Origin of the sequence: Paraburkholderia sp. EG286B (genome assembly GCF_040965655.1) — a bacterium.
Lineage (GTDB): Bacteria > Pseudomonadota > Gammaproteobacteria > Burkholderiales > Burkholderiaceae > Paraburkholderia.
Map to the genome: position 1 here is coordinate 427,297 of NZ_JBFRCF010000006.1, position 26,448 is coordinate 453,744.

32 protein-coding genes and 2 tRNA genes are annotated in these 26,448 nt (G+C 65.2%); 19 read left to right on the forward strand and 15 right to left on the reverse strand.

The window, feature by feature from the left end:
- Window positions 1-25: 25 nt before the first annotated feature.
- From AB4Y42_RS16030 to AB4Y42_RS16050, 5 genes are all read right to left on the reverse strand, one after another.
- A complete protein-coding gene (locus AB4Y42_RS16030) occupies window positions 26-1,060 on the reverse strand; it encodes a quinone-dependent dihydroorotate dehydrogenase (protein WP_028204861.1) in 1,035 nt (344 codons plus the stop codon).
- 80 nt (window positions 1,061-1,140) lie between these two features.
- Window positions 1,141-1,905: an arginyltransferase gene (locus AB4Y42_RS16035; RefSeq protein ID WP_342920612.1), complete on the reverse strand. Its 765-nt coding sequence runs from the start codon at window positions 1,903-1,905 to the stop codon at window positions 1,141-1,143.
- 253 nt (window positions 1,906-2,158) lie between these two features.
- Window positions 2,159-2,923: a leucyl/phenylalanyl-tRNA--protein transferase gene (gene aat, locus AB4Y42_RS16040; protein WP_342920611.1), complete on the reverse strand. Its 765-nt coding sequence runs from the start codon at window positions 2,921-2,923 to the stop codon at window positions 2,159-2,161.
- Window positions 2,924-2,949: 26 nt separating this feature from the next.
- Entirely contained in the window at window positions 2,950-3,495 is a 546-nt protein-coding gene (locus AB4Y42_RS16045) for an NUDIX hydrolase (protein ID WP_110384546.1), read from the reverse strand.
- Between the two features lie 146 nt (window positions 3,496-3,641).
- Window positions 3,642-3,718: transfer RNA gene (locus tag AB4Y42_RS16050), tRNA-Met, on the reverse strand.
- 220 nt (window positions 3,719-3,938) lie between these two features.
- Here AB4Y42_RS16050 and AB4Y42_RS16055 point away from each other — a divergent pair.
- The 5 genes from AB4Y42_RS16055 (at window position 3,939) to AB4Y42_RS16075 (ending at window position 7,247) form a co-directional block, all read left to right on the forward strand.
- Window positions 3,939-4,436 carry a heme-degrading domain-containing protein gene (locus AB4Y42_RS16055; RefSeq protein WP_368686406.1) on the forward strand — a complete coding sequence of 166 codons (498 nt, stop codon included), beginning with the start codon at window positions 3,939-3,941 and terminating at the stop codon, window positions 4,434-4,436.
- Window positions 4,437-4,440: 4 nt separating this feature from the next.
- Window positions 4,441-4,788 carry a multidrug efflux SMR transporter gene (locus AB4Y42_RS16060; RefSeq protein ID WP_042268604.1) on the forward strand — a complete coding sequence of 116 codons (348 nt, stop codon included), beginning with the start codon at window positions 4,441-4,443 and terminating at the stop codon, window positions 4,786-4,788.
- A gap of 156 nt (window positions 4,789-4,944) precedes the next feature.
- Window positions 4,945-5,229, forward strand: a complete 285-nt coding sequence (locus AB4Y42_RS16065; protein WP_368694712.1) for a DUF1488 domain-containing protein — start codon at window positions 4,945-4,947, stop codon at window positions 5,227-5,229.
- Between the two features lie 74 nt (window positions 5,230-5,303).
- A complete protein-coding gene (locus AB4Y42_RS16070) occupies window positions 5,304-6,017 on the forward strand; it encodes a TetR/AcrR family transcriptional regulator (protein WP_368686405.1) in 714 nt (237 codons plus the stop codon).
- 72 nt (window positions 6,018-6,089) lie between these two features.
- Window positions 6,090-7,247, forward strand: coding sequence for an enoyl-CoA hydratase/isomerase family protein (locus tag AB4Y42_RS16075; RefSeq protein ID WP_368694713.1), 1,158 nt, complete (start codon window positions 6,090-6,092; stop codon window positions 7,245-7,247).
- Between the two features lie 77 nt (window positions 7,248-7,324).
- Here the strand turns inward: AB4Y42_RS16075 and AB4Y42_RS16080 are convergent, their stop codons facing one another.
- On the reverse strand, window positions 7,325-7,750 hold the full coding sequence (locus tag AB4Y42_RS16080; protein WP_342920606.1) for a hypothetical protein: 426 nt from the start codon (window positions 7,748-7,750) through the stop codon (window positions 7,325-7,327).
- Between the two features lie 412 nt (window positions 7,751-8,162).
- Between AB4Y42_RS16080 and ssuD the strand changes: the two genes are divergently transcribed.
- From ssuD to AB4Y42_RS16105, 5 genes are all read left to right on the forward strand, one after another.
- Window positions 8,163-9,320, forward strand: coding sequence for an FMNH2-dependent alkanesulfonate monooxygenase (gene ssuD, locus AB4Y42_RS16085; protein ID WP_368694714.1), 1,158 nt, complete (start codon window positions 8,163-8,165; stop codon window positions 9,318-9,320).
- Window positions 9,321-9,358: 38 nt separating this feature from the next.
- On the forward strand, window positions 9,359-10,219 hold the full coding sequence (gene ssuC, locus AB4Y42_RS16090; RefSeq protein ID WP_368694715.1) for an aliphatic sulfonate ABC transporter permease SsuC: 861 nt from the start codon (window positions 9,359-9,361) through the stop codon (window positions 10,217-10,219).
- Entirely contained in the window at window positions 10,216-11,097 is an 882-nt protein-coding gene (locus tag AB4Y42_RS16095; protein ID WP_368694716.1) for an ATP-binding cassette domain-containing protein, read from the forward strand. Before ssuC ends, AB4Y42_RS16095 begins: the two co-directional genes overlap by 4 nt.
- Before the next feature lie 55 nt (window positions 11,098-11,152).
- A complete protein-coding gene (locus AB4Y42_RS16100) occupies window positions 11,153-11,368 on the forward strand; it encodes a molybdopterin-binding protein (protein WP_028204871.1) in 216 nt (71 codons plus the stop codon).
- A gap of 87 nt (window positions 11,369-11,455) precedes the next feature.
- A complete protein-coding gene (locus tag AB4Y42_RS16105) occupies window positions 11,456-11,704 on the forward strand; it encodes a DUF6566 family protein (protein ID WP_368686709.1) in 249 nt (82 codons plus the stop codon).
- Here the strand turns inward: AB4Y42_RS16105 and AB4Y42_RS16110 are convergent.
- On the reverse strand, window positions 11,701-12,615 hold the full coding sequence (locus AB4Y42_RS16110) for a DnaJ C-terminal domain-containing protein (RefSeq protein WP_368694717.1): 915 nt from the start codon (window positions 12,613-12,615) through the stop codon (window positions 11,701-11,703). The two genes, AB4Y42_RS16105 and AB4Y42_RS16110, sit on opposite strands and share 4 nt — an antisense overlap.
- 1,344 nt (window positions 12,616-13,959) lie before the next feature.
- On the opposite strand from AB4Y42_RS16110, the gene AB4Y42_RS16115 reads away from it, so the two are divergent.
- The 3 genes from AB4Y42_RS16115 (at window position 13,960) to AB4Y42_RS16125 (ending at window position 15,199) form a co-directional block, all read left to right on the forward strand.
- Window positions 13,960-14,181, forward strand: a complete 222-nt coding sequence (locus AB4Y42_RS16115) for a hypothetical protein (protein WP_069267557.1) — start codon at window positions 13,960-13,962, stop codon at window positions 14,179-14,181.
- Window positions 14,182-14,440: 259 nt separating this feature from the next.
- The gene (locus tag AB4Y42_RS16120; protein WP_368694718.1) at window positions 14,441-14,632 is read left to right on the forward strand and encodes a hypothetical protein; all 192 of its coding nucleotides are present in this window, start codon (window positions 14,441-14,443) and stop codon (window positions 14,630-14,632) included.
- A gap of 123 nt (window positions 14,633-14,755) precedes the next feature.
- Window positions 14,756-15,199 carry a hypothetical protein gene (locus AB4Y42_RS16125; RefSeq protein WP_368694719.1) on the forward strand — a complete coding sequence of 148 codons (444 nt, stop codon included), beginning with the start codon at window positions 14,756-14,758 and terminating at the stop codon, window positions 15,197-15,199.
- A gap of 14 nt (window positions 15,200-15,213) precedes the next feature.
- Here the strand turns inward: AB4Y42_RS16125 and AB4Y42_RS16130 are convergent.
- Window positions 15,214-15,289 (reverse strand) — tRNA-His (locus AB4Y42_RS16130).
- Between the two features lie 89 nt (window positions 15,290-15,378).
- Complete coding sequence (gene dusA, locus AB4Y42_RS16135) at window positions 15,379-16,380, reverse strand: tRNA dihydrouridine(20/20a) synthase DusA (RefSeq protein ID WP_368686397.1); 1,002 nt, start codon at window positions 16,378-16,380, stop codon at window positions 15,379-15,381.
- Between the two features lie 416 nt (window positions 16,381-16,796).
- Between dusA and AB4Y42_RS16140 the strand changes: the two genes are divergently transcribed.
- Window positions 16,797-17,069 (forward strand): hypothetical protein, encoded by a 273-nt coding sequence (locus AB4Y42_RS16140; protein WP_028204875.1) that lies wholly within the window; start codon window positions 16,797-16,799, stop codon window positions 17,067-17,069.
- 126 nt (window positions 17,070-17,195) lie between these two features.
- Here the strand turns inward: AB4Y42_RS16140 and AB4Y42_RS16145 are convergent, their stop codons facing one another.
- Window positions 17,196-17,438 carry a hypothetical protein gene (locus tag AB4Y42_RS16145; protein WP_368686396.1) on the reverse strand — a complete coding sequence of 81 codons (243 nt, stop codon included), beginning with the start codon at window positions 17,436-17,438 and terminating at the stop codon, window positions 17,196-17,198.
- A 184-nt stretch (window positions 17,439-17,622) separates the two neighbouring features.
- On the opposite strand from AB4Y42_RS16145, the gene AB4Y42_RS16150 reads away from it, so the two are divergent.
- From AB4Y42_RS16150 to AB4Y42_RS16160, 3 genes are all read left to right on the forward strand, one after another.
- The gene (locus tag AB4Y42_RS16150; protein WP_368686395.1) at window positions 17,623-18,675 is read left to right on the forward strand and encodes an NADP(H)-dependent aldo-keto reductase; all 1,053 of its coding nucleotides are present in this window, start codon (window positions 17,623-17,625) and stop codon (window positions 18,673-18,675) included.
- 190 nt (window positions 18,676-18,865) lie between these two features.
- Complete coding sequence (locus AB4Y42_RS16155; RefSeq protein WP_368686394.1) at window positions 18,866-19,927, forward strand: permease; 1,062 nt, start codon at window positions 18,866-18,868, stop codon at window positions 19,925-19,927.
- Between the two features lie 104 nt (window positions 19,928-20,031).
- The gene (locus AB4Y42_RS16160; RefSeq protein ID WP_042268617.1) at window positions 20,032-20,454 is read left to right on the forward strand and encodes a hypothetical protein; all 423 of its coding nucleotides are present in this window, start codon (window positions 20,032-20,034) and stop codon (window positions 20,452-20,454) included.
- Window positions 20,455-20,472: 18 nt separating this feature from the next.
- Here AB4Y42_RS16160 and AB4Y42_RS16165 read toward each other — a convergent pair whose 3' ends face one another.
- Together AB4Y42_RS16165 and nodI are read right to left on the reverse strand one after the other, a co-directional pair.
- The gene (locus tag AB4Y42_RS16165; protein WP_368686393.1) at window positions 20,473-21,309 is read right to left on the reverse strand and encodes an ABC transporter permease; all 837 of its coding nucleotides are present in this window, start codon (window positions 21,307-21,309) and stop codon (window positions 20,473-20,475) included.
- A gap of 58 nt (window positions 21,310-21,367) precedes the next feature.
- Entirely contained in the window at window positions 21,368-22,282 is a 915-nt protein-coding gene (gene nodI / locus AB4Y42_RS16170) for a nodulation factor ABC transporter ATP-binding protein NodI (protein WP_368686392.1), read from the reverse strand.
- 320 nt (window positions 22,283-22,602) lie between these two features.
- Here nodI and AB4Y42_RS16175 point away from each other — a divergent pair, with 320 nt between their 5' ends.
- Window positions 22,603-23,073 carry a universal stress protein gene (locus AB4Y42_RS16175; RefSeq protein WP_069267551.1) on the forward strand — a complete coding sequence of 157 codons (471 nt, stop codon included), beginning with the start codon at window positions 22,603-22,605 and terminating at the stop codon, window positions 23,071-23,073.
- 61 nt (window positions 23,074-23,134) lie between these two features.
- On the opposite strand, the gene AB4Y42_RS16180 is transcribed toward AB4Y42_RS16175, so the two are convergent.
- The 3 genes from AB4Y42_RS16180 to lexA all read right to left on the reverse strand — a co-directional run bounded on the left by AB4Y42_RS16180 (window position 23,135) and on the right by lexA (window position 25,023).
- Window positions 23,135-23,818 (reverse strand): DUF2939 domain-containing protein, encoded by a 684-nt coding sequence (locus tag AB4Y42_RS16180; RefSeq protein WP_368686708.1) that lies wholly within the window; start codon window positions 23,816-23,818, stop codon window positions 23,135-23,137.
- Window positions 23,819-23,914: 96 nt separating this feature from the next.
- Window positions 23,915-24,292, reverse strand: a complete 378-nt coding sequence (locus tag AB4Y42_RS16185; RefSeq protein WP_133184263.1) for a hypothetical protein — start codon at window positions 24,290-24,292, stop codon at window positions 23,915-23,917.
- 80 nt (window positions 24,293-24,372) lie between these two features.
- The gene (lexA, locus tag AB4Y42_RS16190) at window positions 24,373-25,023 is read right to left on the reverse strand and encodes a transcriptional repressor LexA (RefSeq protein ID WP_042268621.1); all 651 of its coding nucleotides are present in this window, start codon (window positions 25,021-25,023) and stop codon (window positions 24,373-24,375) included.
- 292 nt (window positions 25,024-25,315) lie between these two features.
- Here lexA and AB4Y42_RS16195 point away from each other — a divergent pair, with 292 nt between their 5' ends.
- Entirely contained in the window at window positions 25,316-26,374 is a 1,059-nt protein-coding gene (locus AB4Y42_RS16195) for a sulfate ABC transporter substrate-binding protein (RefSeq protein ID WP_368694720.1), read from the forward strand.
- Window positions 26,375-26,448 lie beyond the last annotated feature (74 nt).

The window sequence follows — 26,448 nt, forward strand, 5'->3', positions numbered from 1 at the left end:
CCATGACTAGCGTGCCACTATAGCTTTACGCGCGGCCCGAGGCCAGCGCCCGCGCACATTCGGCGACGAGCGCCGGGCCCCGGTAGATGAAGCCCGTGTAGACCTGCACGAGCGAGGCGCCGGCCGCGATCTTGGCGCGCGCGTCGTCGCCCGAAAAAATGCCGCCCACACCGATGATGGGCACGTCGCCGCCCAGTTCGGCGCGCAGCTTGCGGATCACGTTGTTCGAGGCATCGAACACGGGGCGTCCCGAGAGGCCGCCCGTTTCGTTCGCATTTGGCATGCCTTCCACCGCCGCGCGCGAGAGCGTGGTGTTGGTCGCGATCACGCCTTCGATCTTGTGGCGCAGGAGCGTGTCGGCGATTTCCTTGATCTGCTCGTCGTCGAGATCGGGCGCGATCTTCAGCGCGAGCGGCACGAGCTTGCCGTGCATGTCGGCGAGACGCTGCTGCTTGTCCTTGAGCGCGGCGAGCAGGGCGTCGAGTTCGCCGCCGCCTTGCAGCTGGCGCAGATTCTTCGTGTTCGGCGACGAGATATTGATCGTCACGTAGCTCGCGAACGGATAGACGCGCTCGAGGCAGAAGAGATAGTCGTCGGCGGCGCGCTCGATCGGCGTGTCGGCGTTCTTGCCGATATTCAGGCCGAGAATGCCGCGATAGCGCGCGGCCTGCACGTTCTTCACGAACTGCTCGACGCCGTGGTTGTTGAACCCCATGCGGTTGATGATGCCGCCCGCCTGCGGCAGCCGGAAAATGCGCGGGCGCGGATTGCCCGGCTGCGGGCGCGGCGTCACGGTGCCCACCTCGATGAAGCCGAAGCCGAGCGCGGCGAAACCGTCGATCGCGGCGCCTTCCTTGTCGAGGCCCGCGGCGAGCCCCACCGGGTTGCGGAAGGTGAGGCCCATGACGGTGCGCGGCGAATCGGGCACGCGCGGGGCGAGCAGGCCCGCCATGCCGGTGCGGCCGGCGGCGCCGATCATGCGCAGCGAGAGGTGATGGGCGTCTTCGGCGTCCATGCGAAAGAGCTGGTCGCGGACGAACGGATAAAGGGTGCTGAACACGAGGGAGAAGGCGCGGGCGCCAGAAAATGGGAACCCGCTATTTTAGCGGTAACGCGGACCCTGGGCGATGCGCCCGGGGCTCAGGCTTCGGCCGTGAGTGCGGTCCATGCGCCGTCGAAGAGGCCTTCGAGCGGCTGGAAGCGCGCCTTGTACGCCATTTTCGGGCTCTCGCGGATCCAGTAGCCGAGATAGACGTAAGGCAGCTGAAGGCTGCGGGCCTGCTCGATCTGCCAGAGGATGTTGTAGGTGCCGTAGCTCGTATGGAGCGTGTCCGGGTCGAAGAACGTGTAGACCGACGAGAGCCCGTCCCCGAGGATGTCGATCATGCTCACCATGCGCAACGCGCCGGGCTCGTCCGGATGCGCAGGGTCCGGTTCGCGGAATTCGACCAGCCGCGAGTTGATCCGGCTTTGCAGCAGGAACTGCTCGTACTGGTCGCGGCTGTCGCGATCCATCCCGCCGCCCGCGTGGCGCGCGGACTGATAGCGCATGTAGAGCGCGTAATGCGCCTCGTCGTAGTGCAGCGGCGCGACCGTCGCGACGAGCGCGCCGTGCCGCTTCCACGCGCGGCGCTGCGTGCGGCTCGGCGTGAAGCGCTCGACCGGCACGCGCACCGGCACGCACGCGCGGCAACCGTCGCAATAGGGGCGATAGGTGAACACGCCCGAGCGCCGGAAGCCGGCCTTCACGAGATCGGTATAGACGTCGGAATTGATGAGATGACTGGGCGTTGCCACCTGCGAGCGCGCGATGCGCCCCTCCAGGTAACTGCAGGGATAGGGCGCCGTCGCATAGAATTGCAGCGCGGAAAGCGGTGAAAGCGGCAGCTCGTTTGGATGCGTCACGTTGGCAGCTCTCGTAGCAGTTCGGATCGTCGCGTGGCGCGCGCGTCGCGCCCCCAGCCTCGCGCGCAAGCCTTGCCGGGCCACACGGCGCGCCGCACATGGCGTGCCAGGGAAGGCCGGGCGGCGACGGGTTCGCTATTCAGTCTAACATTGACGCCGAACATGTATCCATCGAATTGAGCGGGCCGTAGCAAGTGCGCACGCGGCAATCGTGCGTCGCTCATGTGCCACTCATTTACCGCCCACCGGCGAGTCACGCTGCGGGCAAGAACTCGTCAGGCGCGCCTGTGCCGCCGAGCAGATCGGCGAGCACGGCTTTGTCGAATTTCCAGGGAATGGGCGCGGCGTTCACGTGCGTGCGTACGTGGGCGATGAACGCCTTGCGCGAGATTTCGCGCCCGCCGAGCGAGGCGAGATGCGCGGTGTTCTGCTGGCAATCGATCAACTCGACGCCGTGGCGGCGCAGATGCGCGACGAGCGCCGCGAGCGCGATCTTCGAGGCGTCGGTCATGGAGGCGAACATCGACTCGCCGAAGAACATCGTGCCGAGCGCCACACCGTAGAGGCCGCCCACACGCTCGCCGCCGAACCAGGCCTCGACGCTGTGCGCATCGCCCACGCGGTGCAGGGTGGAGTAGGCGTCGATCACGTCGCCGGTGATCCAGGTGCCGCGCTGGCCGCGCCGCGGCGCGTTCGCGCATGCGCGCATCACGGCGGCGAAATTGTTGTCGACGCGAATTTCCCACGCATCCTCACGCAGCACGCGCTTGAGCGTTTTCCTGAACGAGGGCGAGACCTTGAATTCGTCGGGGCGCAGGATCATGCGCGGGTCGGGGCTCCACCAGAGCACCGGCTGGCCGTCTGAGTACCACGGGAAAATGCCGCGCCGGTAGGCATCGATGAGGCGCGAGGGGAGCAGGTCCGCGCTGGCGGCGAGCAGGCCCGGCGCGCCGCTCGCCGCGCCGAGTGCGCGCTCGACGGCGGGAAACGGTTCGTCGGGCGAAAGCCAGGGGACCATCGTCGCGGGCGCAGTCAGAAGGGCGATCAGCCGTCGCGCAGCGAGCGCAGGACGTCGCCTGTGTGCAGCCCGAAGCTGCCCGACTGGCGATCGGCGAAGAAACAGCGCAGGGTCTGCCCGACCGTTGGGAACGCGATGTCGTCCCAGGGAATCTCGTGCTCTTCGAAAAGCCGCACTTCGAGGCTTTCCTCGCCAGCTGCGATATCGATGTCGAGCAGGCGCGCGAGATAGAACAGATGCACCTGATGCACGCGCGGTACGTTCAGGAGCGAAAAGAGGTTCTGCACCTCGACGCGCGCGCCGGCTTCCTCGAGCGTTTCGCGCGCAGCGGCTTCGGCGGTCGTCTCGCCCATCTCCATGAAGCCGGCGGGCAGCGTCCAGTAGCCGTAGCGCGGCTCGATCGCGCGGCGGCACAACAGCACCTTGTCTTCCCAGACCGGAACCGTGCCGACCACGTTGCGCGGATTCTGATAGTGGATGGTGCCGCAGTGTGAGCAGACGTAGCGTTCGCGATTGTCGCCGGGCGGAATGAGCAGGCTGACCGCCTGACCGCAAGTCGAGCAGAATTTCATGGGCACGATAGGGGGATGGGTGATGCGAGTTTATCACCGCTCAGCGGCTTCGCTCATGTGCCCAACGCTGGGAAGGCCGCGTCTTGAAGAGGCGTAAACGGAAAAAGGGTTACAGGCCAATGACCTGTAACCCTTTCGAATTCTGCTGGTTGCGGGGGTAGGATTTGAACCTACGACCTTCGGGTTATGAGCCCGACGAGCTGCCAGACTGCTCCACCCCGCGTCCGTCGAAGAAAAGATTATATGACAGTTCGCGCCGCGTTGCAACAACAAATGACGAGTGCCTTTCCAGGCGATTGCAAAATGTTTGCAGGACGCGCGCGTCAGGGCATCTTGAATCGTCAGGATAGAATCGGGGCTCGTTTGGCGCCGTGCTCGCTCTTCGCAGTGTTCACGCTGCGCCTTTGCCTTCTACAGCGCACTGCGCTTCATTTGCCTCTTCCATGGACATTCCCCTCGATCTGCAATCGATAGCCGCTCAGGAGCACGCGCTGGTGTTTCCCCGTTTCGACGCCGATCGCGCCTGGCAGCTCGGTGCGCATCTGCATGAACTCGCGCGCGCTCGCGCGCTGCCCGTCGCCATCGACGTGCGCACTTTCGGGCAGCAGCTCTTCTTCTGCGCGCTGGACGGCGCCACGCCCGACAACGCCGACTGGGTCCGCCGCAAGTCGCGCGTGGTCGAGCACTTCCGGCGCAGCTCCTATGCGATCGGCTTGCGCATGCAGCAAACCGGCTCGACGCTCGCCGAAAAGCACGGCTTGCCCAACAGCGATTTCGCGCCGCATGGCGGTTCGTTTCCGCTCACGGTGGCGGGTGCGGGCGTGATCGGCTCGATCACGGTCTCGGGCCTGCCCCAGCGCGCCGATCACGAACTGGTGGTCGAAGCGCTCTGCGCGCAACTCGACGTCGACTACGCGCAGCTCGCGCTCGCGAAGGTCTGAGACGATGCGCATTCCTCCGTTTTCGGCCTGGACCTGGCTCGTCATCGCGATCGTCGCGGAAGTCATCGCCACCTCTGCGCTGCGCGCGTCGGATGGCTTCACGCGGCTCGTGCCGTCGGCGATCGTCGTGGTGGGGTATGGCATCGCGTTCTACGGGCTCTCGCTCACGTTGCGCAGTTTGCCGGTGGGCATCGTCTATGCGGTGTGGTCGGGCGTAGGCATTGTGCTCATCACGCTCGTGGCGATGGCGCTCTATCGGCAGGTGCCCGATCTGCCGGCCGTGCTCGGGCTCGGTCTCATCGTGGCCGGGGTGGTCGTGCTGAATCTGTTCTCGAAGATGCAGGCGCATTGAAAGACGGCGGCTGAACCGGCGACTGCGTTGGCCGCCGCATTGGCCACGTTCGCGCCAGACCTTGCGCCTCGCGCGTAACATGGCCGGTTACCGCCGTGTGCCGCGTCGTCCTCCGGCGGCAATGCTTTCTGCAGATTTTCCCCATTGGGGCTGGACATGATCATTCGCTTTCCCGCCGACGCGCCGCTCTATCGCGACGCCAATCTGACCGTGGTCTTTGCCGCGCTCGTTGACGGCACACGCGTACCCTGCGCGATTTCCGTCGAGGCGCTCGAGGACCATTTCGGCGCGCTGCCCGCGAACCGCGACGCGTGGATGCAGGCGTTCGACGCCGGCCGCTCGCGCATCGAGGCTGTGGCACGCGCCCATCTCGAACTCAGCAACGGCACGCCGGTGCTGCTCAAGAGCGGTCACTTTCCGCCCGGACGCCTGGACTCGTAGGCTTGTACTCGTAGTCAGGCACGCCCGCTCGGGCGTCACGGGATTTTTGGTTGCCGCAACTGGCTAGCGTCGCCATGAGCATCGTCGAACGCAAGGAACGCGAACTCCACGCAAGGCAAGCAGCGCGCGCGCACGACCAGCGCGAGCGCATCCTCGACGCTGCGCGCCGCATCGTCATGCGCGAAGGCCTCGCCGCGCTTTCCATGCGCAAGATCGCCGATGCGATCGGTTATTCCCCTGCGTCCCTCTACCTTTATTTCGCCGGCCGCGACGAGATTGCCGAGGCGCTCGGCCGCGAAGGCTACGCACAACTGCTCGCGCAGCTCGAACCGCTCGCGCTGATCGCCGACGCGCGCGAGCGGCTTCATGCGCTCGCGCATGCATACGTGGCGTACGGCTGCGACCATCCGCAGACTTACGAACTCATCTTCATGGCGCACAAGGCGCGCGCGGAGCACGTGGGACCGGCCGCACGTCGTCAGCGCGACGCGCTGGCCGATGCGGCTGGCGCGCCTGAAGCGGACGCCGCGCCGGCCTCCGGCGCGCAACTCTTTGCCGCCACACTGTCCGCACTGACGCCGGCGAGCGGGGCCCATATCGATGGCCCGCTGCTCGCGCAGTCGCTTTGGGCCACGCTGCACGGCGTGGTGATGCTCACGCTCGCGCGTGCCGGCTTTGAGCACGCGACCCCCGGTCCGTTGATCGACGCCACGCTCGATGCCTGGTTCGGCACGCGCGCCGCCGCGGCCACGTTGCCGGCCGGGCAAGCGCCCGGTGTGGCGTCGTGATAGCCTCAGAAAGTCTGTGATCGCGCGTCGCCCGACGCAGGCGCCGCTCATCGTTCTGCCTTGCCAATCGCCATGTCACACGAAGCCAACGCAAGCCCGACCGCAGCCGATGCCGACTCGCACGTGCTCACGCGCGTAGTGAACCGCATCGGTTTTATCGAACTCGAGCGCCCGCAGGCGCTCAATGCGCTCACCACCGCCATGGTCCGCACGATGCACGCGGCGCTAGATCGCTGGCGCGACGACCCGGGCGTGCTCGCCGTGATCGTGCGTACGCGCCACCCGCGCGCGTTCTGCGCGGGCGGCGATATTCGCTTTCTGTACGAGTCGTACCGCGCGGGCGAACAGGCGGCGCTCGACACCTTCTTCGCCGACGAATATCGCCTCAACCACGCCATCTTCACCTTTCCGAAGCCGTATATCGCGATGCTCAACGGCGTGGTCATGGGCGGCGGCATGGGCATCTCGCAGGGCGCGCATCGCACGGGCGGGCTGCGGCTCGTGGGTCCGACCACGCGCATGGCGATGCCGGAGACGCGCATCGGCCTCTTTCCCGATGTCGGCATGGGCTGGTTTCTTGCGCGCACGCCTGGCGCGATCGGCCGCTATCTCGCGGTGACCGGCGAGACGCTCGATCAGGCCAGCGCCGTGTATGCGGGCCTCGCCGATGCGTCGCTTGACGAGTCCGCGTGGCCGGCGCTGCTCGATGCGCTGGAGAGCGAGCCGTTTGCGAGCGGCGCGGAAGTGGTCGCGCGCATCCGCCAGGCGGCCTTGCCTGCGCCCGGCCTGCGGTGCCTCGCCGAAGGCTCCTCGCTGGCCGCGGTGCGCGGCTGGATCGACCAGCATTTCTCGCTTGCCGATGTGCCGGCCATGCTGGCATCGCTCGAAGCCGCTCGCCATGCGGGCGCGGGCGACCAGGCGCAATGGGCCGGGCAGATGGTAGACGTGCTGCGTGAGCGTTCGCCGCTTTCCATGGCGGTGTCGCTCGAGGTGGTGTCGCGCGCGGAAGGCACGATGGCCGACTGTCTGCGCCGCGACCTCGACCTCACGCGCTCGAGCTTCGCGATTGGCGACGTGATGGAGGGCATCCGCGCGCGCATCATCGACAAGGACAATCATCCGCACTGGCGCTTCGCGAATAGCGAAGGCGTGCGCCGCGAAGACGTCGAGCGGATGTTCGAGAGTCCCTGGAGCTTGATGGAGCATCCGCTGCGCGAACTCATCGGTTGAACTGGCGCGCGCGAGGGAAGGGGGGAAGCGCGGCGGGAAAACTCGGGCCGCGCGTTGCGCACGGCCCGCAGGCGGGATCAGTCTTCGGCGGTTTCGCTCATGAACGCGCGCATGAAAACCAGCGCGCCCCAGCCCCACATCGCATTCGAAGCGAAGCCCGTGGCAAGCCGCGGCAGCATGTTGCCGGTCGGCCAGATGCCGCGCAGCGGATCGACGACGAACACCATCGCCGCGGTGAGCACGATGCCGCCGAACACGAAGGCCTGAACCCACGGCGCGGGCCGCGAAGGCGATACGCGCAGCAGCCACGCCATCAGCACGGCCCAGATGGCGCTCCAGATCGCATTCACGAGGAACTCGGGCAGCCCGAGCGGCTGGAACGGGTCCGTCGAAAATCCGGCCGCGTCGATGACTTGTGCGGCATGCAGGAGTGCGAGCGTCGCCTCGCGAAAGAAGAGCGACGCCAGAAAGCCGGATACGAACGGCAGAATCAGTTTTTGCATGGAATCTTGCGAGAGCTTCTTGGCCTCGCTGCGCAATGCGCCTCATGGAGCGGTGCGCGCGCGGCGTGCCGGTGTTTTTGTGGGTGCGTGCGCCATTATATCGGCGCGCGGTGCGCGCGAGGCGCACCGTATGCTAAAGCGTCGGGCAAAGCACGAAAGTGGAAAACCTAAGCTCAAAAAAATCGTTCTAAAGGGTGCGAGCGGTCCCTAGACTGGTTCCCCATGAAGACGGCGCCGCCGTCGCCGGGCGCTCTCGCGAGGCGCGCGGGGAACGCGCCGGCGCATTCCGTCTGCTGTCGAATCCTTTCAGTCGAGCCACGAGCGGCGCATTCGTTTGCGCGGCGTGCCCGCGCTCGCTCGCTGGCCGGCAGTCACCCGATTCGTGTTTCGAATTTCCAGGCAGGAGCAACGCATGAATGTGTTCTGGTTCATCCCGACCCACGGCGACAGCCGCTATCTGGGCACGACCCAGGGGGCGCGCGCGGCCGATCTCGCGTATTTCCAGCAGATCGCCGTCGCCGCCGATACGCTCGGCTACGAAGGCGTGCTGCTGCCCACGGGCCGCTCGTGCGAGGACGCGTGGGTCGTGGCGTCGAGCCTCATCGCCGCGACGCGGCGCCTGAAGTTTCTCGTGGCGATCCGCCCGGGCCTCTCGTCGCCGGCGCTTTCCGCGCGCATGGCCGCCACGTTCGACCGGCTCTCCAATGGCCGCCTGCTCATCAACGTCGTGACGGGCGGCGACACGGCCGAGCTGGAGGGCGATGGCCTCTTCGTCGATCACGACACGCGCTACGAGATCACCGACGAGTTCCTGCATGTCTGGCGCAAGCTGCTCGCGGCATCGCACGCGAACGAGGCGATCGACTTCGAGGGGCGCCATCTGCGCTCGGTGGGCGGCAAGGTGCTGTATCCGCCCGCGCAGCATCCGCATCCGCCGTTGTGGTTCGGCGGCTCGTCGCCGGCCGCGCACGCCATGGCGGGCGCGCACATCGACACCTATCTGACGTGGGGCGAGCCGCCCGAAGCCGTCGCGCGCAAGATCGCCGACATTCGCGCGCGCGCGGCCGAGCATGGACGCACGATTCGCTTCGGCATTCGCCTGCACGTGATCGTGCGCGAGACCGAAGACGAAGCGTGGGCCGCCGCCGACAAGCTCATCAGCCACCTCGACGACGAGACGGTCGCGCGCGCCCAGGCCGCGTTCGCAAAGATGGATTCGGAAGGCCAGCGCCGCATGGCCGCGCTGCACGGCGGTAAGCGCGGCACGCGCAAGGATCTCGAGGTGTATCCGAATTTGTGGGCGGGCGTGGGCCTCGTGCGCGGCGGCGCGGGCACGGCGCTCGTCGGCAATCCTGAACAGGTGGCCGCGCTCATGAAGGAGTATGCGCAGCTCGGCATTGAGACGTTCATTTTGTCCGGCTATCCCCATCTCGAGGAATCCTACCGGTTTGCGGAACTCGTCTTCCCGCTGCTGCCGGGGCGCGCGGCGAAGGGCGCGGGCGGCCCGCTTTCAGGGCCGTTTGGCGAAGTGGTCGGCAATCACTATCTGCCGAAAGTGAGCCAGAGCTGAGGCGCTGGAGAACGGCAGCAATCGTGGAGGATGCAACGATGACGCAATCCCTGGTAACGGCTGCACCCGCACGCGACCGCTCGCGCCCAGGCGGCGGCGTGCTGCGCGCCGCGCGGGCCTTCGTGCGGGCGGGCCGGCGGCGGCTCGCCCCCTGGCTCGTGCCGCTGGCGGTGCTGGCGATCTGGGAGATCGCCGCAAGAAGTGGCGCGCTCTCGACGCGCGTGCTGCCCGAGCCGCTCGCCGTGGTGCGGGCGGCGTGGTCGCTGATCGAGTCGGGCGAAATGTGGGCCGACGTGCGCGTGAGCACGTGGCGGGCGCTTTCGGGGTTCGCGATCGGCGGCGGCATTGGGCTCGTGCTCGGGCTGGCTACCGGGCTCTTCAAGCCCGCTGAAACCGCGCTCGATTCAACCGTGCAGATGGTCCGCAATATTCCTGCGCTCGCCATGATTCCGCTCGTGATTCTCTGGTTCGGCATTGGCGAGGAGGCGAAAGTCTTTCTCGTGGCGCTGGGCGTGTTCTTTCCCGTCTACGTGAATACGTTCCACGGTATCCGCTCGGTGGACGCCAATCTCGTCGAGATGGCGCGCAGCTACGGGCTCAAAGGTTTCGCGCTTTATCACGAGGTGATATTGCCGGGGGCGTTGCCTTCGATTCTCGTCGGCGTGCGTTTCGCGCTCGGCCTGATGTGGGTGACGCTGATCGTCGCCGAAACGATCTCCGCGCAGTCGGGCATTGGCTACATGACGATGAACGCGCGCGAATTCCTGCAAACCGATGTGGTGGTGGTCGGCATCCTGCTGTATGCGGCGCTCGGCAAGCTCGCCGACTGGCTCGCGAAGTCGCTCGAACGCTTGGCGCTGCGCTGGCACCCCGCTTATCAACAGGAGAACGAAGCATGAGCGCGAGTCAACTGGCGCCGAACTATGGCGTAAAGCGGGAAGCTTTCGAGCGCGTACAGGCGCGCGAACGCAACGACAAGGCGCAGGCGGCGCGCGAGGGCGCGACACCGCGCACGCATACACCCGAAATGGACGCCGCCGTTGCCCTTCGCGGCGTGGGCAAACGCTACGGCGAGCGCGCCGTGCTCGCCGGTTTCGACCTCGCGATCGAGCGCGGCAGTTTTGTGTCGATCGTCGGACGCAGCGGTTGCGGCAAGTCCACCTTGCTGCGCCTGATCGCCGGCCTCGAAACGCCGGACGAGGGCGCGGTGGAGCGGCGCGGCGCGGAGGGCGCGCCGCTCGATACGCGCATCATGTTTCAGGACGCGCGCCTCCTGCCGTGGAAGACCGTCTTGCAGAACGTGATGCTAGGACTTGGGCGCGGCGCGCGTGACGACGCCCGCGCGGTGCTCGACGAGGTGGGCCTGCTCGCGCGCGCCGACGAGTGGCCCGCGCGCCTCTCGGGCGGCCAGCGCCAGCGGGTGGCGCTCGCCCGCGCGCTCGTGCATCGTCCGAGCCTGTTGCTGCTCGACGAGCCGCTCGGCGCACTCGACGCGCTGACGCGTCTCGAGATGCATGCGCTGATCGAGCGCCTGTGGCGCGAGCATCGCTTCACCGCGCTGCTGGTGACGCACGACGTGCACGAAGCCGTCGCACTGGGCGACCGTATTTTGCTCGTCGAGGCGGGGCGCATCGCGCTCGATCAGCGCGTGCCGCTCGAGCGCCCGCGGGCGCGTGTCGACGCACGCTTCGCGGCGCTCGAGGAGCGCGTGCTGCAGCGCGTGCTCGGCCACGGGCCACAGCAAGCCGCCGGACGGCCGTTGGGCGCAGTGGCTTGAATCATTTTTTATCAGGAATCCTCTTGTTTATCCTCGAACTCACGGAGCCGAACCTATGAGCATTACCGCCATCAACGTACGCAACCAGTTTCGCGGCAAGATCAAGGAGATCATTCGCGGACCCGTCGTTTCGGAAGTCGATGTCGATACGGCATTCGGCATCGTCACCTCGGTCATCACCACGCGCTCGATCGACGAACTCGAGTTGAAGGTGGGCTCGGAAGTGGTCGCGCTGGTGAAGTCGACGGAGGTGTCGATCGCGCGCCTGTGAAGCGTGCCCGCGAGTCGGCGGCGCCCGCGAGTCGCGGCGGGCGGAAGTGCTAGCATGAACTGTCAGCGGACGACGAAAGAGGCGAGCATGGAGCCGAAGGGCATCGACATGGGCGACTACCAGGAGCGCTACAAGGACTACGACATCGAAGTCGCGGTCGAGCAGGTGCTCACGGGCGTGAAGGCGCACTATCGCGTGCTGCAGGGCGATACGGTCGTGGAGGACTGGCAGCTCGTGCATATCACGCGCCTCTGGTCCACCGAGCACGCGGCGGCAGAGGCGGGCTTCGAAGCGGCGCGCGCGTGGATCGATGCGCGCGGCACGCAAGCGCGCTAGCGTTTGCCTTGCGAACCCGCGCCGGGCGGCTGGCTTGCCCGGCGCGTTGCGTCGGCGAACATGTCGCGTAGCTGCTGGCGCTCGGCGCCGGTCAAATGTGCGGCGGCGGCCGGCACGGTGAGCACCAGGTGCAGCGTGAGGTTGCCGTGCACGCCGTTGCGATCCGCGAGTCCGACACCCGCCAGACGGATTGGCGTGCGCGCATTCGCGTTCGCGGGAATTTTCACTTCGAACGTGCGGCCGAGTACCTTTGCCTGAACGCCGCCGCCCAGCATGGCCGTCACGAAGTCGACTGGAAGCTCGCAGGCGAGGTCGAGCCCGTTGCGCGTGAAGCCCGGGCCGCAAACGATGGAGACCGAGAAAGTCGCGTCTCCGGACGGACCGCCGTTGACGCCGGGATGGCCGCCACCGGCCACCACGAGACGCTGGCCGTCCCATGCCCCGCGAGGGATCTCGACCATTTCCGATTTGCGCCACGTCTTGACGCCGGTGCCGTGACATTGTTCGCAAAGCGCGCCGCGATCTTCCTTTTCACATGCGGGACACGGACCTTTGACGGGGTAGTGGGCCTGAACGCCGCCGCCATTGAGCGCGACTTCGAGCGGCACGAATAGCTCGACGAGGCAGTTGGCGCCGCGCATGGGCGGCGCCGCGCGGCGCTGGCGCGGCGGAGCCTCGCCGTTGCGGGTCTTGCTGGCCGAACCTGCGGTGCCCGTTGGCGCGACGCGCCGGCCGCTCAGAATCTCGAAGGCTTCCTGAATGAGCTTGAACACCGGCTCGACTGCCGCCTCGCGACCCTTGTTGCGGTCGGGGTGGTACTTCGCGCGCAGTTGACGGTAGGCGCGCTTGATTTCCGCCGGCGACGCAGTCTCCGGCAGTTGCAGCCGCCTGTAGTATTCCTCGAAGCTCAAAGGCGTTCCCGGGTGTCTCTCGTGCACAGACGCAAATGAGCCCGCAACCAGTGCGGGCTCATTTGTTCACTGCTGAATTCTTTGGGGTGGCTGATGGGACTCGAACCCACGACAACAGGAATCGCAATCGAGTCGTCGAACACCAAATTCAGGTTAAAAATCAAAGCCCTGTGATTTTGATTTCGGAATATGCCCCACTTCATCGACCTGGCACTTGCGCGGGTTTGCGGCGGAGCGTTCCAAAATGCTGTAGCTATTTTAGCCGGTCCAGCTAATTTCGTTGCTTTGGTATCCGCACTGAGCCCGAGCGTCAGGTCGCGGAACGCGCGTGCGACCTTAGGGATTCCGTTGCGATCGATGACGAACTTCCAGCGGTTGTCCGACAGCTAGTTGATCATGCTGGTGCGCTGGTTCGGCTTGCAGCCGATGAGGTCGGCGAGTTCGCTCGTGGTCAGGTAGTCGCTCATCGATTGCTCTATTCGCTACTTGCCTTGAGTGCGTCGGTTCCCGGCTATTGGAGGCGATTACCTGTTACATGCATAGCGCCGCCGCCGGCCATGCTACTATTTCCTTTCAATTTGAAAGGAGACTGCTGATGGGCTGGAACGTGCGCTTTACCGACTACCGTGGCTATGACCTTCATTCGGAAACACTTGAGTGCCCCAATGAAATGTGGGTATGGCGCGCGAAAGTAAGCAGGGGCACGGAACGCGACATCGCTTCGAGTCAAGACCTGGAGACGAGCCACAGGACTCGGGACGATGCGGAAAGCGCCGGGTTCGCTTGGGGGCGCGCGATGGTCGATGAAATCTTGACGGGCTAGGCTCGTCGCGCTCATTTCTGCCTGTAGCGCGCTCTGCGTCGCTCGCCCTTCGCACAGGTTTGCCCACAGTTTCTGTGGAGAACTGCGCACTTTCGCCAAAACCTGTTTCACTCGGCGCTCTCGTCGCATCGGAAGGCGCGAGAGCGACTCGTTCGCCGACGGTGATGAGTCGGCAGGCTTCGATGTGATCAGGGCTCGACAGCGTGCAGACCTTTACCGCGGCGCGAAGCGCGGCGTTGATGCGGATGTTTCGTTGATTGATGCCATCGCTTCCTCTATTCGTTACGCGGTCGTTGCTTCGTCGGCTGCTGCGATGACGCTGCCGCGCGCTTCGCTTGTCGATCTCGTTGTAATACGCAGTCATCTCTCTGCCGCTCTGTGATGGGGGGATTGCCCCAAGTCGCTAAAGGTTGCTGCCACAGCCGCCGTTAACGATTTCCGTGGCGCGTCCACATTCACTTAACAATCTCTAAAAATTCACCCTCGGCGCCGGTGTTAGATTGCAACCGGGAGGAGAGCCAATGAACAATCACGTCATTCGCTACAAGGGATACATCGTCGATTTCACGCCGTTTGATGTTGGCAACGGAGAATTCGGTCCGCGGTGGGCCATCGCAATGGACGATACTGTCTGGGCTGGCAGTGTCCCGTTGTCTAGTGGTCGTTTGATGCATCGCGGTACCTACGAAGAGGCAACAGCAATCGGGAAACTGCAAGCTTTGCAAATGATTGACCTCGACTAATGCTGCGTGTCAGGTTACGCAACCACTGCGCTGCGTATTGATTGGATTGATCTCGTCGTCGTACCTGGCCATCTCTCTGCGGTTGTGTGGCGGGGATCTGGCAGCGCACGAATGTACTGAACGCTGCCTCGAAAATCCTTGGTCGTTTCTGACGCAAATGTGTGATTAACTTGCTCCCGCTCGCGCCCATGCGAGCGGCGCAGCAAGCGAAATCGGTGCAATGGGCCGGAGAATCATTGCCAGTCGTCGGGGACAAACTTTGGACAAAGTTGACGAGCTCACAACTGCCTACGAGGCTTGGGTCGCGGCACGCGAAGGATTGGCGCGTGATCTGCCGCCGCTGATCCTCGAAAACCCAAACGACGATTTGATACGCGCCCTGATCGCGCGCGAGGTCGCTACTCACCGGCAATTCGTTGCTGCGAGAGATCGGGCAAACGGCATGACTTAGGCGACAGTTCAAAAGTGTTTCATGCCTGGCTCAGGCTGACGACCCAGCGGAGGCGCAATTCGCCAGGACCTCAACATTTTCACGCAGCGCGCCAATGTTGCGGGGAAGCGCGTGTTCGCTGTTATGGCGATACCGAAGCGCGATGTACCGAATCAGAATTCGGCGGCAGACGGCTTGAAGCATGCGATTTCAAGCGCGAACGCTACCGCGACACCTGTCGGTGCGATTGATCACGTTGACCAGGTTACCGCGGGGCACATGGGTGCAGACTGCCGCGTGCCCGATGCATATGTGCAGAACGTGCACACAAAGGATTGCAGCCGTCGCATACGGGATCGCTTTCGCGGTCAACCGCTCGCGCCGCCTTTTGTTGACCGCCGCTGGCCGGCCACATGTAGTGCCTTGTTTTCAGAGCGGCAGGGCGCCGCATGGCGTTCACTAGATGAATCCGTCGGCTCGCGCCGCTTCGACTTGGTCTGCGAGCGGTTCAGTCTGACGAAAATTGCTTATACCGGCGCTTACACGGATTCCAGAAAGCAAAAAGCCCAGTTCATCGAACTGGGCTAAGCGCTTGAATTCTTTGGGGTGGCTGATGGGACTCGAACCCACGACGACAGGAATCACAATCCTGGACTCTACCAACTGAGCTACAGCCACCACTGTTTTCCTCAATTAGCGCGGCTTCGAAAGCGGCGTCAATCAAGAAGCAAGATTATATACATACCAAAGCTTGCTTGCCTAGCCCTTTATTCAAGAATTTCGTCCGGAACGCGCAGATATTCGCGGGCCTCGTCGAAGATCGCGAGATCTGCCTTCGCGAGCTTGCGGCTGTCCGAGAGGATGCGGCGCCAGCCGCGCGCGCCGGCCACGCCGCGATAGAGGCCCAGCGCATGGCGCACGATCGCGCCCAGGTAAGTGCCGCGCGCGATTTCGCTCGCGCAGTACTCGATGAGCCGCGCTTCCACTTCCTCGCGCGTGAGCGCAGCGTCGGTTGCGCCATAGAAGCGCGCATCGACGTCGGCGAGCACGTAGGGGTTGTGGTACGCCTCGCGGCCGAGCATCACGCCATCGACGTGCTGTAGATGCTGCTCGACTTCGTCGAGCGTCTTGATGCCGCCGTTGATGATGATTTCGAGCTGCGGGAAGTCGCGCTTGAGCTGGTACGCGTAGTCGTACTTGAGCGGCGGAATCTCGCGGTTTTCCTTCGGGCTCAAGCCCTTCAGGATCGCGTTGCGCGCGTGCACGATGAACACCTCGCAGCCGGCTTCGGCAATCGTGCCGACAAAGTCGCGCACGAACGCATAGTCCTCGACCGTATCCACGCCGATGCGGTGCTTGACCGTCACGGGCACGGAGACGACATCGCGCATCGCCTTCACGCAGTCCGCCACCAGTTGCGGTTCGTTCATGAGGCACGCGCCGAACGCGCCGCGCTGCACGCGCTCGGACGGGCAGCCGCAGTTCAGGTTGATCTCGTCGTAGCCCCACTGTTCGCCGAGCTTCGCGGCGCGCGCGAGGTCGTCGGGTTCGCTGCCGCCCAGCTGAAGCGCGACCGGCGCCTCGGCCGGCGTGAACGCGAGATGGCGCGGCACGTCGCCGTGGATGAGGGCGCCCGTCGTCACCATCTCCGTATACAGCCACGTGTGCCGGGAGATGAAGCGATGCAGCGAACGGCAGTGGCGATCGGTCCAGTCCATCATCGGCGCGACGGAAACGCGGCGGGGGCTGGCTTGACGGTTGGCGGACATGGCGATGGAAACCGATGAGTAACGGCTGGCGTGGAACAACCTTGCATTTTAACGCATACGGGCCGCGTTCTTCGTACCCTTTGCGCACTGCGCCAATTTGCCGGATACCTCTGCAGGAAGCGCGCCCGATAGCCATTTTCGGCCGAAAAACCCTAACGGCGTTATGTAATCCGCAGGGAATTTGCTGCGTCGCGCAAATTATTTTGAGAGCGCTTTTAGGGTCTGTTCGTCGCTCAGCCCCGTCAGAACTGCCTGACAGGATTGTTGTGTAACGGAGAATAGTAAATTCGGATTATCGCGATTATTTTCCGATAGTAGGTGTATACACTGAGTTTCGTTGACGCAGCTCGTGGGCACTGACCTCCCAGGCGCGGCGCCTTCCCGATCCGCAACTGAACCTGATATTGGAGTCCACCATGAAGACCAAACTCATCGCAGCGCTGCTGGTCGCAGCTACCGCTTCTGTTGCCGCTCCGGCGTTCGCCAGCGGCTACGGCCCGGCACCGTTCTATCGTCCGGACGTCGGCGCGCCCGCTTCGCAGCGTGGCCAGAGCGTCCAGACCGTGGCCGCCGAACGCGTCCAGGAACAAGGCGCCCAAACGGCTTACGGCGGTGTCGCCGGCTCGGCTTCGCAGTCGGGCAGCCACGCGAAGGCCACGGGCCCGCAATCGGTTTTCTTCGGCCAGTAAGTCCCGCCGAAGTTTCCGATTCGTTGCTGAGCCGCCCGTCAGTCGGGCGGCCTGAAAGCCGGATGTCATTGCGACGTCCGGCTTTTGCTTTTCTGCGTCCGTTCTGGTTTTTCCCCGGGGCGACGCTCAGGATGCGGCGCGCACGCGCTTGTCGATCGCCTCGCGAATGCGATCGAAGGCCGCGTCGAAGGCGTTGTCCTGGGTCGGAAAGCGGCCGGCGGCGATGCCGTCGACGGGCACGTTGCCGTTTTCCGCGTCCGTGAGGCTCTGGATGATCTGCGTCGAGACGAAGAAGCCGGCTTCGTGGTCGCCGTCCACGCCGGCTGTCATGTCGAAGCCCATGTATTCGTAGCTGCGTCGATTTTCCATGCCGATTGCTCCTCGTAGGCGCCTGTGCGGATTCTGGCACGTCTGTCGCCGAGCGGCGCCGCGGCCGGCCGCAGTGCATGCGGCCGCTTGTGCAGAAATGCGGCCGTATTCTGCAACTCCTGAAAAATTTCCCGCGTCGTGGTAGTTTCGGCGCTCCCCAACCGAACTGATGGACAACGTTTCCATGGAATACCGCACACTCGGCGATACCGACGTCAAGGTGAGCCTGATCGGGCTCGGCACGATGACGTGGGGCGAGCAGAACACGGAGCGCGAGGCGCACGAGCAGATCGACTACGCGCTCGAGCAGGGCGTCACGCTGATCGATGCCGCCGAAATGTACCCCGTGCCGCCGCGCCCGGAGACGCAGGGACAGACCGAGCGCTTCATCGGGACGTGGCTCGCGCAGCATCGCGCGGCGCGCGAGCGCATCGTGCTCGCCACCAAGATTGCGGGCCCGGCGCGCCAGCCGCACAACCCGCAGCACATTCGCGGGCCGCAGAACCAGTTCGACCGCAAGAATCTGACCGAAGCGCTCGACGGCAGCCTGAAACGCCTGCAGACCGATTACGTCGACCTGTATCAGTTGCACTGGCCCGACCGCAGCACGATGACGTTCGGCCGCAGCATGTATCCGTATCTCGACGATGCGTACACGGTGCCGATCGAGGAAACGCTCAGCGTGCTCGCCGATTTCGTGAAGGCGGGCAAGATCCGCCATATCGGCGTGTCGAACGAAACGCCGTGGGGCGTCGCGCAGTTCCTGCGCGCCGCCGAAAAGCTCGGGCTGCCGCGAATTGTCAGCATCCAGAATCCGTACAGCTTGCTCAACCGCACGTTCGAAAGCGGCCTGTCCGAATTCGCGCACCGCGAAGCCGTGGGCCTGCTCGCGTATTCGCCGCTCGCGTTCGGCTGGCTGTCGGGCAAGTACGAGGGCGGGGCGCGTCCGGAAGGCGCGCGCATCACGCGGTTCGAGCGCTTCAAGCGCTACAGCAAGCCGGAATCGGTGGCCGCGACGACGCGCTACGTGGAACTCGCCCGCGCCCATGGCTACACGTCCGCGCAGTTCGCACTCGCGTTCGTCAACAGCCGGCCGTTCCTCACCAGCAACCTGATCGGCGCGACCTCGCTCGAGCAGTTGAAGGAAAATATCGCCAGCGCCGACGTCAAACTCACTCCCGAACTGCTCGCGCAGATCGACGCGTTGCACGAGCAGCAGCCCAATCCGGCCCCTTAACGGGAAAGCGGGAAACTGCGCTGTCCTTTGCCGGGCCGCGCGGCGCCGCGCGAGTCGCCAACGCAGCAAAGTCGTTGGCGATTCGCAAGGCATACACTACGATCCAGCATGCGCCGCCCGGGGCGCCATCACGCCTCGCGTGACGGCGCCCGGCGGCCGTCCATACGCTCAATCCCGGAGAATTTTCACAATGACGAGCGCACGTCCAGCGCAATCGCCCCCGTCTTACGGCTGGCCCATTTTCATTTTGCTGGCGGTGGCCGGCCTCTTCTACGTGAAGTGGTTCCCGTACTATCACCGCGCATTCACGGCCGAGGAAACCCACTCCATCGGCAAATCGATCCTGATGGGCGGCTCGGCCACGGCCCCCGACCCCTCGTTCTCCGCCGCGCTCGATTACGCCTACGCCTACGGCAAGGCGATCTGGCAGGCCATGGTGCTCGGCCTGCTGCTCGGCTCCGGCGTGCAGGCGCTCCTGCCCGTGCAGTGGGTCGCGCGCGTGCTCGGCCGGCGCGGCTTCGGCAGCGTGGCGGCGGGCGGCCTGCTCGCCGTGCCCGGCATGATGTGCACCTGCTGCGCCGCGCCCGTGGTGGTGGGCCTGCGCGCGCGCAATGCGTCGGCGGGCGGCGCGATCGCGTTCTGGCTCGGCAACTCCGTGCTCAATCCCGCCACGCTCGTGTTCATGGGCTTCGTGCTCGGCTGGCAATGGAGTGCGCTGCGTCTCACGCTGGGCCTGCTGATGGTGTTCGGCCTCGGCTGGGTCTGCAACCGGCTCGTGACGCCCGAGGAATCGCGCGCCGCCGACGATCGGCTGGCGCAACTCGCCCAGCAGCAGGCCGAGGGCGGCAACGTCTTCGTGCGCTGGGCGCGTATCTTTGCGCGTATGGCCGTGCGGCTGGTGCCGGAATACATCGTGCTGGTGCTGTTGCTTGGCGCGGCGCGCGCGTGGCTGTTCCCGCACATCGGCCCGGAAGTCACGAGCAGCCTTGGCTGGATCGTCACGTTCGCCGTGGTCGGCATGCTGTTCGTGATCCCCACGGCCGGCGAGGTCCCCATCATCCAGGCGATGCTCGCGCTCGGCATGGGCGTGGGACCCGCGGGTGCGCTGCTGATGACGCTGCCGCCCGTGAGCGTGCCGTCGTTCGCGATGCTGGCGGGCTCGTTCCGGCCGCGCATGCTCGCGGTCGTGGGCACGACGGTGGTGTTCTTCGGCATTGCCGCCGGGCTCGCGGCGGTGGCCCTGGGCTTCTAGGGACGCCGGGACGAGGCAGGCGCCATGCGTTCAGCGTTGGCATTCTTGTAATAAGCGGGCGGTTCGCCGTCCGCCACGGAGCGGGCCCCGGCCCGAAAACCAGCATGGCAAAGCAAAAAACCAATCCGAAACTCGAGCAGGCGCTCACGCGCGGCGATCTCGCCATTCGCCAGGCCAATTCGGCCCGCGCCACGGCGGTGCTACGCGCGCTCGGCAAGATGATCGTCGAGGCTTCGGCCACCATCGGCGTCGAGGCGGATACCTCGATTCCCGACGGTGATCGCATCTACGACCCGGCCGACGGTCTCTGGCCGCAGTCGTTGCTGGTTTCGCTCGATGGCCCGGTGGAGGAGTCGGATCCCGAAGAGATCCGCACGGTGCGTTTGCTCGCCCAGACCCAATCGACGATGTTCCGCGTGGAATGGCATCGCGCCGACGGCAAGGTCGGCCGCCAGGAAGGCGGCCCGTTCGCGACGGTCGCGTTTATTTCGGACGTCGATATTCCCTGGGGCGACGACGAGGACTGAGCGCCTCGCTGTGCCGTTTCAGCGCATCATGCGTCGGCGGAACAGTACGGATGCGATCGCGAACGGCACCACCACGTAGATCGCGAGCACCAGCAGGTGCAGGCCGGCCTGCTCGACAGGCCGGTCGAGCATGGCAGGGCGGATCAGCGCAACGGCGTGCGCGAGCGGCAGCATCAGCGTGATGTGCTGCGCGGCCGCGGGCAGTTGCGCGATCGGAAAGAACACGCCGGAGAGCAGCAGCATCGGCGTGAGCACGAGCGTCTGATAAAACATGAAGAAGTCGTAGGAGGGCGCGAGCGCGGTGACGATCATCGCGCAGCTCGCGAACGCGAGGCCCGCGAGCGCGATCACGGGCAGCGCGAGTAGCATGGAAGGAAAGCTCGCGTAGCCGAGCAGGCCCGCCACCACCATGATCGCCACGCCCGAGAGCACCGACTTGCTCGCGGCCCACATCACCTCGCCGAGCACGACGTCGCCGAGCGTGAGCGGCGTGTGCATGATCGCTTCCCACGTGCGCTGCACGTGCATGCGCGAGAAGCCCGAGTACATCGACTCGAAGCTCGCCGACATCATCACCGAAGACGACACCGTGCCCGCCGCGAGAAACGCGATGTACGAGACGCCGTCGACGTGCCCGACCATCAGCCCGAGCCCGAAGCCGAGACCGAACAGATAGATCATCGGGTCGGCGAGATTGCCGAACATCGACGCGAGGGCGAGCTTGCGCCAGACCAGATAGTTGCGCCGCCACACGGCCATCCAGTGCGTGGCGTTCGAAGGCAGCGCGGCGCGCGGCTCGCGCACGCTCGCATGCTCGGGGCGCGAGGGCGTCGGGTTGTTGGTGCGTGTCTGCATGGTGTCCTTGGCGATTCGTACGCCGCCGTCGATCTTGCCGCCGTTAATCCAGCCGCCGTTAATCCTGCATCTCGCGGCCCGTGAGCCGCAGGAACACGTCTTCGAGATTCGCGGGCCGGTGCAGGTAGCGCAAATCGGAGCGATGGCGCAGCTTCGCATGGACGGGCGCGGGGTCGTCCACATAGCAGAACAGCGTCTCGCCGCTGATCTCCGTGCGCTTCGCATCGCCCGCGAGTTCGTCGCGCAGCGCCACCGGGTCCGGTCCGTACACCTCGATCACGTCGCAGCCGATCTCCGATTCGATCAGCGCCTTGGGTGCGCCCTCGGCGATCTTGCGGCCTTCCTCGATCACGCAGACGCGATTGCAAAGCCGTTCGGCCTCCTCCATGAAATGCGTGGTGAGGAGGATCGTCTTGCCGCGCGCGAGCAGCGAGCGCAGCCGCTCCCAGATCAGATGCCGCGCCTGCGGATCGAGGCCCGTGGTGGGCTCGTCCATCACGAGCACGTCGGGGTCGTTCACGAGCGCGCGCGCGAGCGTGAGACGCCGGCGCATGCCGCCGGAGAGCTCGCCCACGCGCGCGTCGGCCTTGCTTTCGAGGCGCGCGAATTCGAGCAGCGGCGCGACGAGGTCGCGCGTTTCGCGCGCAGACAAGCCGAAGTAGCGGCCGAACACGAGCAGGTTCTCGCGCACGGTGAAGTCGGGGTCGAGATTGTCGAACTGCGGCACCACCCCCACGCGCTGGCGGGCGTGGCGTGCGCGCGCCGGCACCGGCTCGCCGCACAGGCTGATGCGACCCGCATCGGGCGAAACGATGCCGAGCAGCATGCGCAGCGTCGTGGTTTTCCCCGCGCCGTTCGGGCCGAGCAGTCCGAAGCACTCGCCGGGAACGACGTCGAACGACAGGCCGTTGACGACCGCCCTGTCTCCGTAATGTTTGATGACCTGCTCGAATTCGATGGCGGGTGCTGGCATGGACCGGTTGAACGTGAGTCGAACGGGCATCGCGCGAGTCGCTCGAAGTACCGAACGAAAAATCGCACGAAACAAGGCGGCCCATTTTAGTGCATTGCTGCGTGGCGGGTCGGGCCGCGCTTCGAAGCGGTTTGACGATACGCGGGCAAATGCATGTCACGGCAAGCATTCAGCACTGAGCAAGATGCGTGCGGCGGTCGCGACACATCTGGCGTTTTTCGATGCACACCTGGCGTTTTCCAGCCCTTGCATGTGGAATTGCGGCGCACCATCATGAGAATCGCACAGCCTGCAAATCACGCGGGCGGGGAGAAGCGATCATGGCGAGCTATAAAAAAATTCTGCTCTGTTACGACGGCTCGCGCGAAGGCCGCAAGGCACTGCGTTGCGGCGCCGATCTTGCACTCGATCTGCAAGCCGAGACGCATTTGCTCTCGGTCGTCGACATGCGTTCGACGATTGCGCAGAGCGCCGGCTTGCTGACCGATGTGGCCTGCGGCCGCTTCGAAGAAACGGCGCGCGAGATCCTTCAGGAAGGCGTGGACTGGCTAACCGAGCGCGGCGTGCGCGCTCAGGGGCATTTCGCGTTCGGTCATCCGATCGACGAAATCGCGAATCTGGCCAACGAGCTGAATGCCGACCTCGTGGTGGTGGGCCACCGCTGCCGCACGGGGCTCTCGCGCTGGTGGATGGGCGCGGGCAACACGCCGCTGCTCGACCGCGTATCGTGCAGCATTCTGGTGGCGTGTTCGTCGGCGGCTGAGGAAAAGCAGCAGCAAGCCGCCGCATAGCGGATCAAGCGGGCCGGTTCGTAGAGAGCCGGCCTGGCTCGGCTGTCACCACCGGTCTGTCTCAGTTCGAGACGTTGCCTTCGTCGAGCTCGACGGCCGAGAGCTTCCACGAGAAGAGCCCGTGACGCTGCAGGATGGCGGCGTAGTGCTCGCCCGTACTGCCGCGGTCCCACGTGAGCGCGAACTCGTTGAGGCCGCGATAGCCGGCCGTGGTCACTGGCCGGGCCTCGGGCGCGGGATTGCCGGATGCCGCCGGGGCCGGTGGCGAGGCAGAGGCGGGTGCCGATTGCGCCGGTTCCGCCGATTGCGTGGATGGCGCGCCGGATTCCGCCGGCGGCGGCGCGTGCGGGCGGTCGCCGGGCTTGCCCGTCGGCGGCATGCCATCGAGCAGGGCGGCCACGCCTTCCGGTGTGGCGTAGGCATCGACGAGCGGACTAATCAATGCCGCGCCAATCACGGCGCCGAGGATCAGCAGCGGATTGCTGCTGTGCTGCCCCTCGACGCGCCGATGCAGCATCTCGCCCACCTGCTGTTTCAGGCTCAGGCGCAGCGCAGGGTAATCGACGTACTCGTTGAGCGCGACGGCGTCACGCGCATCGGCGGCGGCTTTCATGTGCTTCACCGCGATATAGGGCGACGCATAGGCGTAGCCGATCGCGGCAACCACCATTGCGACGGCAACCGTGATCGCGACGGGCTTTTTCCAGCCTTGGGTCTTACGCGGGGTAGAGAGAGATTCCGTCATCGGCATAGGGCAAATCGTTTAAACACGGTGTTGACCGCAAACCAGGCCAAACGATCCCGCCCGTAACCTCTTCTCACATTTCAGCTGCGTTCCTGCTTACTTCGCGAGCGCCGCGGGCAGGTCGCTGTGCTGTTCGGCGATGCAGCGGTCGATCGCGCGGCAAACCGCGTCGACCGTACCGACGAGGATGAGCCGCGACGGGCCCTGATAGACGCGCACGGGCGCGCGGCGCATGGGCTGTTCGGTGTTGAGCGTGCTGTTGAGCGACACGCGCGCAAACGCGGGCTGGGCCGAGGGCAGCACGGGCAGGTCGGCCGTGCTGGCCGCCACCATCTCTGGCGAGTCTTCGAAAAGCGAGCCGCTCAGCGCGGCAGCCGAACCGCGCACTTCGCGGACCGCGCACGAGGCGATTCCACGGAGATGGCGAAGACGGCCGAATTGGCGGAAGGGCAGCAGGCGGGCAAGGCGTTCCATGACTCTCTCCAGGTAGTGCGCAGACGGTGCGTGCGCAAACTCTGCGCGAACTGCGCGCAAACTACGCGCAGACGGATTGCTTAGAATTCGGTGGGGCGGATCAGGCCGACCGCAATGCCTTCGAGCGCGAATTCCGCGCTGCCGGCCTCGACAAAAATATTGTCGTAGTCGGGGTTCTCGGCGATCAGCTCGAGCCCGTTCGGACGGCGCTTCAGGCGCTTCACGGTGACGTCGTCGCCAAGGCGCGCCACGATGATCTGGCCGTCTTTCGCTTCGGCCTTCTTCTGCACGGCTAGCAGGTCGCCGTCGAGGATGCCGGCGTCGCGCATGGACAGGCCGCGCACCTTCAGGAGGTAGTCGGGGCGGCTCGAGAAGAGCGCCGGGTCGCACATGTAGTTCTGCGAGATGTGCTCCTGCGCGAGGATCGGGCTACCCGCCGCGACGCGGCCGACGAGCGGCAGCGAGAGCTGCATGATGCTCGGGTGCGGGAGCGTGAACTGGTGCGGCAGGTCGTCGGGCCCCGGCACGAGACGGATGCCGCGCGAGGCGCCCGCAGCCAGTTCGATCACGCCCTTGCGCGCCAGCGCACGCAGATGCTCCTCCGCGGAGTTGGCCGAGCTGAAGCCGAGTTCCGCCGCGATCTCGGCGCGCGTGGGCGGGAAGCCCGTGCGCTCGATGGCCCGGCGAACCAGATCGAAAACCTGCTGCTGTCGTGCGGTGAGTTTGGTCATGGCGCCACTGTATGTTTGAACAGGTAACTGTATTTTTATACAGTACTCGCCACTTTTCAAGTGTTACTTGAAGTTCATCGACTGAGCGTTGCCATCAGGCCGCTTTCCCGTGTTTGCGCGGATGAAACCGCGTTCCAGCAGCGACTTCCTCTGCCCTTACCACTTTTGCGTATTAAAAAATGAGAAAACATCATTTTTAATAATGTAAGCGGATCGCTAGACTGGCCTCCATCGTTAGCTGCAACTCACCAATGAGCGCAAACGAGCACACACGAGAACGGAGAACAGATAGATGGGCACGACACATACGGGGCGCGCGGGCTGGCTGAAAACACTGGCGGCAAAACTGGTCATCGGCGTGGCGCCGCTCGTCGGGGTCACGGCGATGGCGGCCATGGCGCCCATCGCCGCTCACGCGGATACCTCGCTGCTCAATGTCTCCTACGATCCGACGCGCGAGCTGTACCAGGACATCAACGAAGCCTTCATCAAGCAGTGGAAGCCGAAGACGGGCGAAACGCTCACCATCAAGCAGTCGCATGGCGGCTCGGGCGCACAGGCGCGCTCGGTGCTCGACGGCCTGCAGGCCGACGTCGTGACGCTCGCGCTGGCATGGGACATCGACGCGCTCGCCAACAAGGGCATCGTCGCGAAGGACTGGCAAAAGCGTCTGCCCGACAACGCCTCGCCGTACACGTCGACCATCGTGTTCCTCGTGCGCAAGGGCAACCCCAAGCACATCAAGGACTGGGACGATCTGACCAAACCGGGCGTCTCGATCGTCACGCCGAATCCGAAAACCTCGGGTGGCGCGCGCTGGAACTATCTCGCGGCGTGGGCGTATGCGCTGCACCAGCCGGGCGGCAACGAGCAGAAGGCGAAGGACTTCGTCACGAAGCTCTACAAGAACGCGGGCGTGCTCGATTCGGGCGCGCGCGGCGCGACGACGAGCTTCGTGCAGCGCGGCATCGGCGATGTGCTGATTGCATGGGAGAACGAAGCATTTCTCTCGCTCAAGGAGTTCGGCCCGGACAAGTTCGAGATCGTGGTGCCCTCCGTGAGCATTCTGGCTGAGCCGCCGGTCGCCGTGGTGGACAAGGTCGTCGACAAGAAGGGCACGCGCAAGGAGGCCGAGGCCTACCTGCAGTTCCTCTATAGCGAAGAGGGCCAGGAGATCGCCGCGAAGAACTTCTACCGTCCGCGTTCGGACAAGGTCCCGGCGGCGCTCACGGCGAAGTTTCCGAAGCTCAAGCTCTACACGGTCGACGACACCTTCGGCGGCTGGCCCAACGCGCAGAAGACGCATTTCGCAGATGGCGGCGTGTTCGATTCGATCTATCAGCCGCAGTAAAGCTGTCGGGCAGTACGCGGTCCGCATAACGACGTGACCGCATAACAACGAAGCGCGCCTACGGGCGCGCTTTT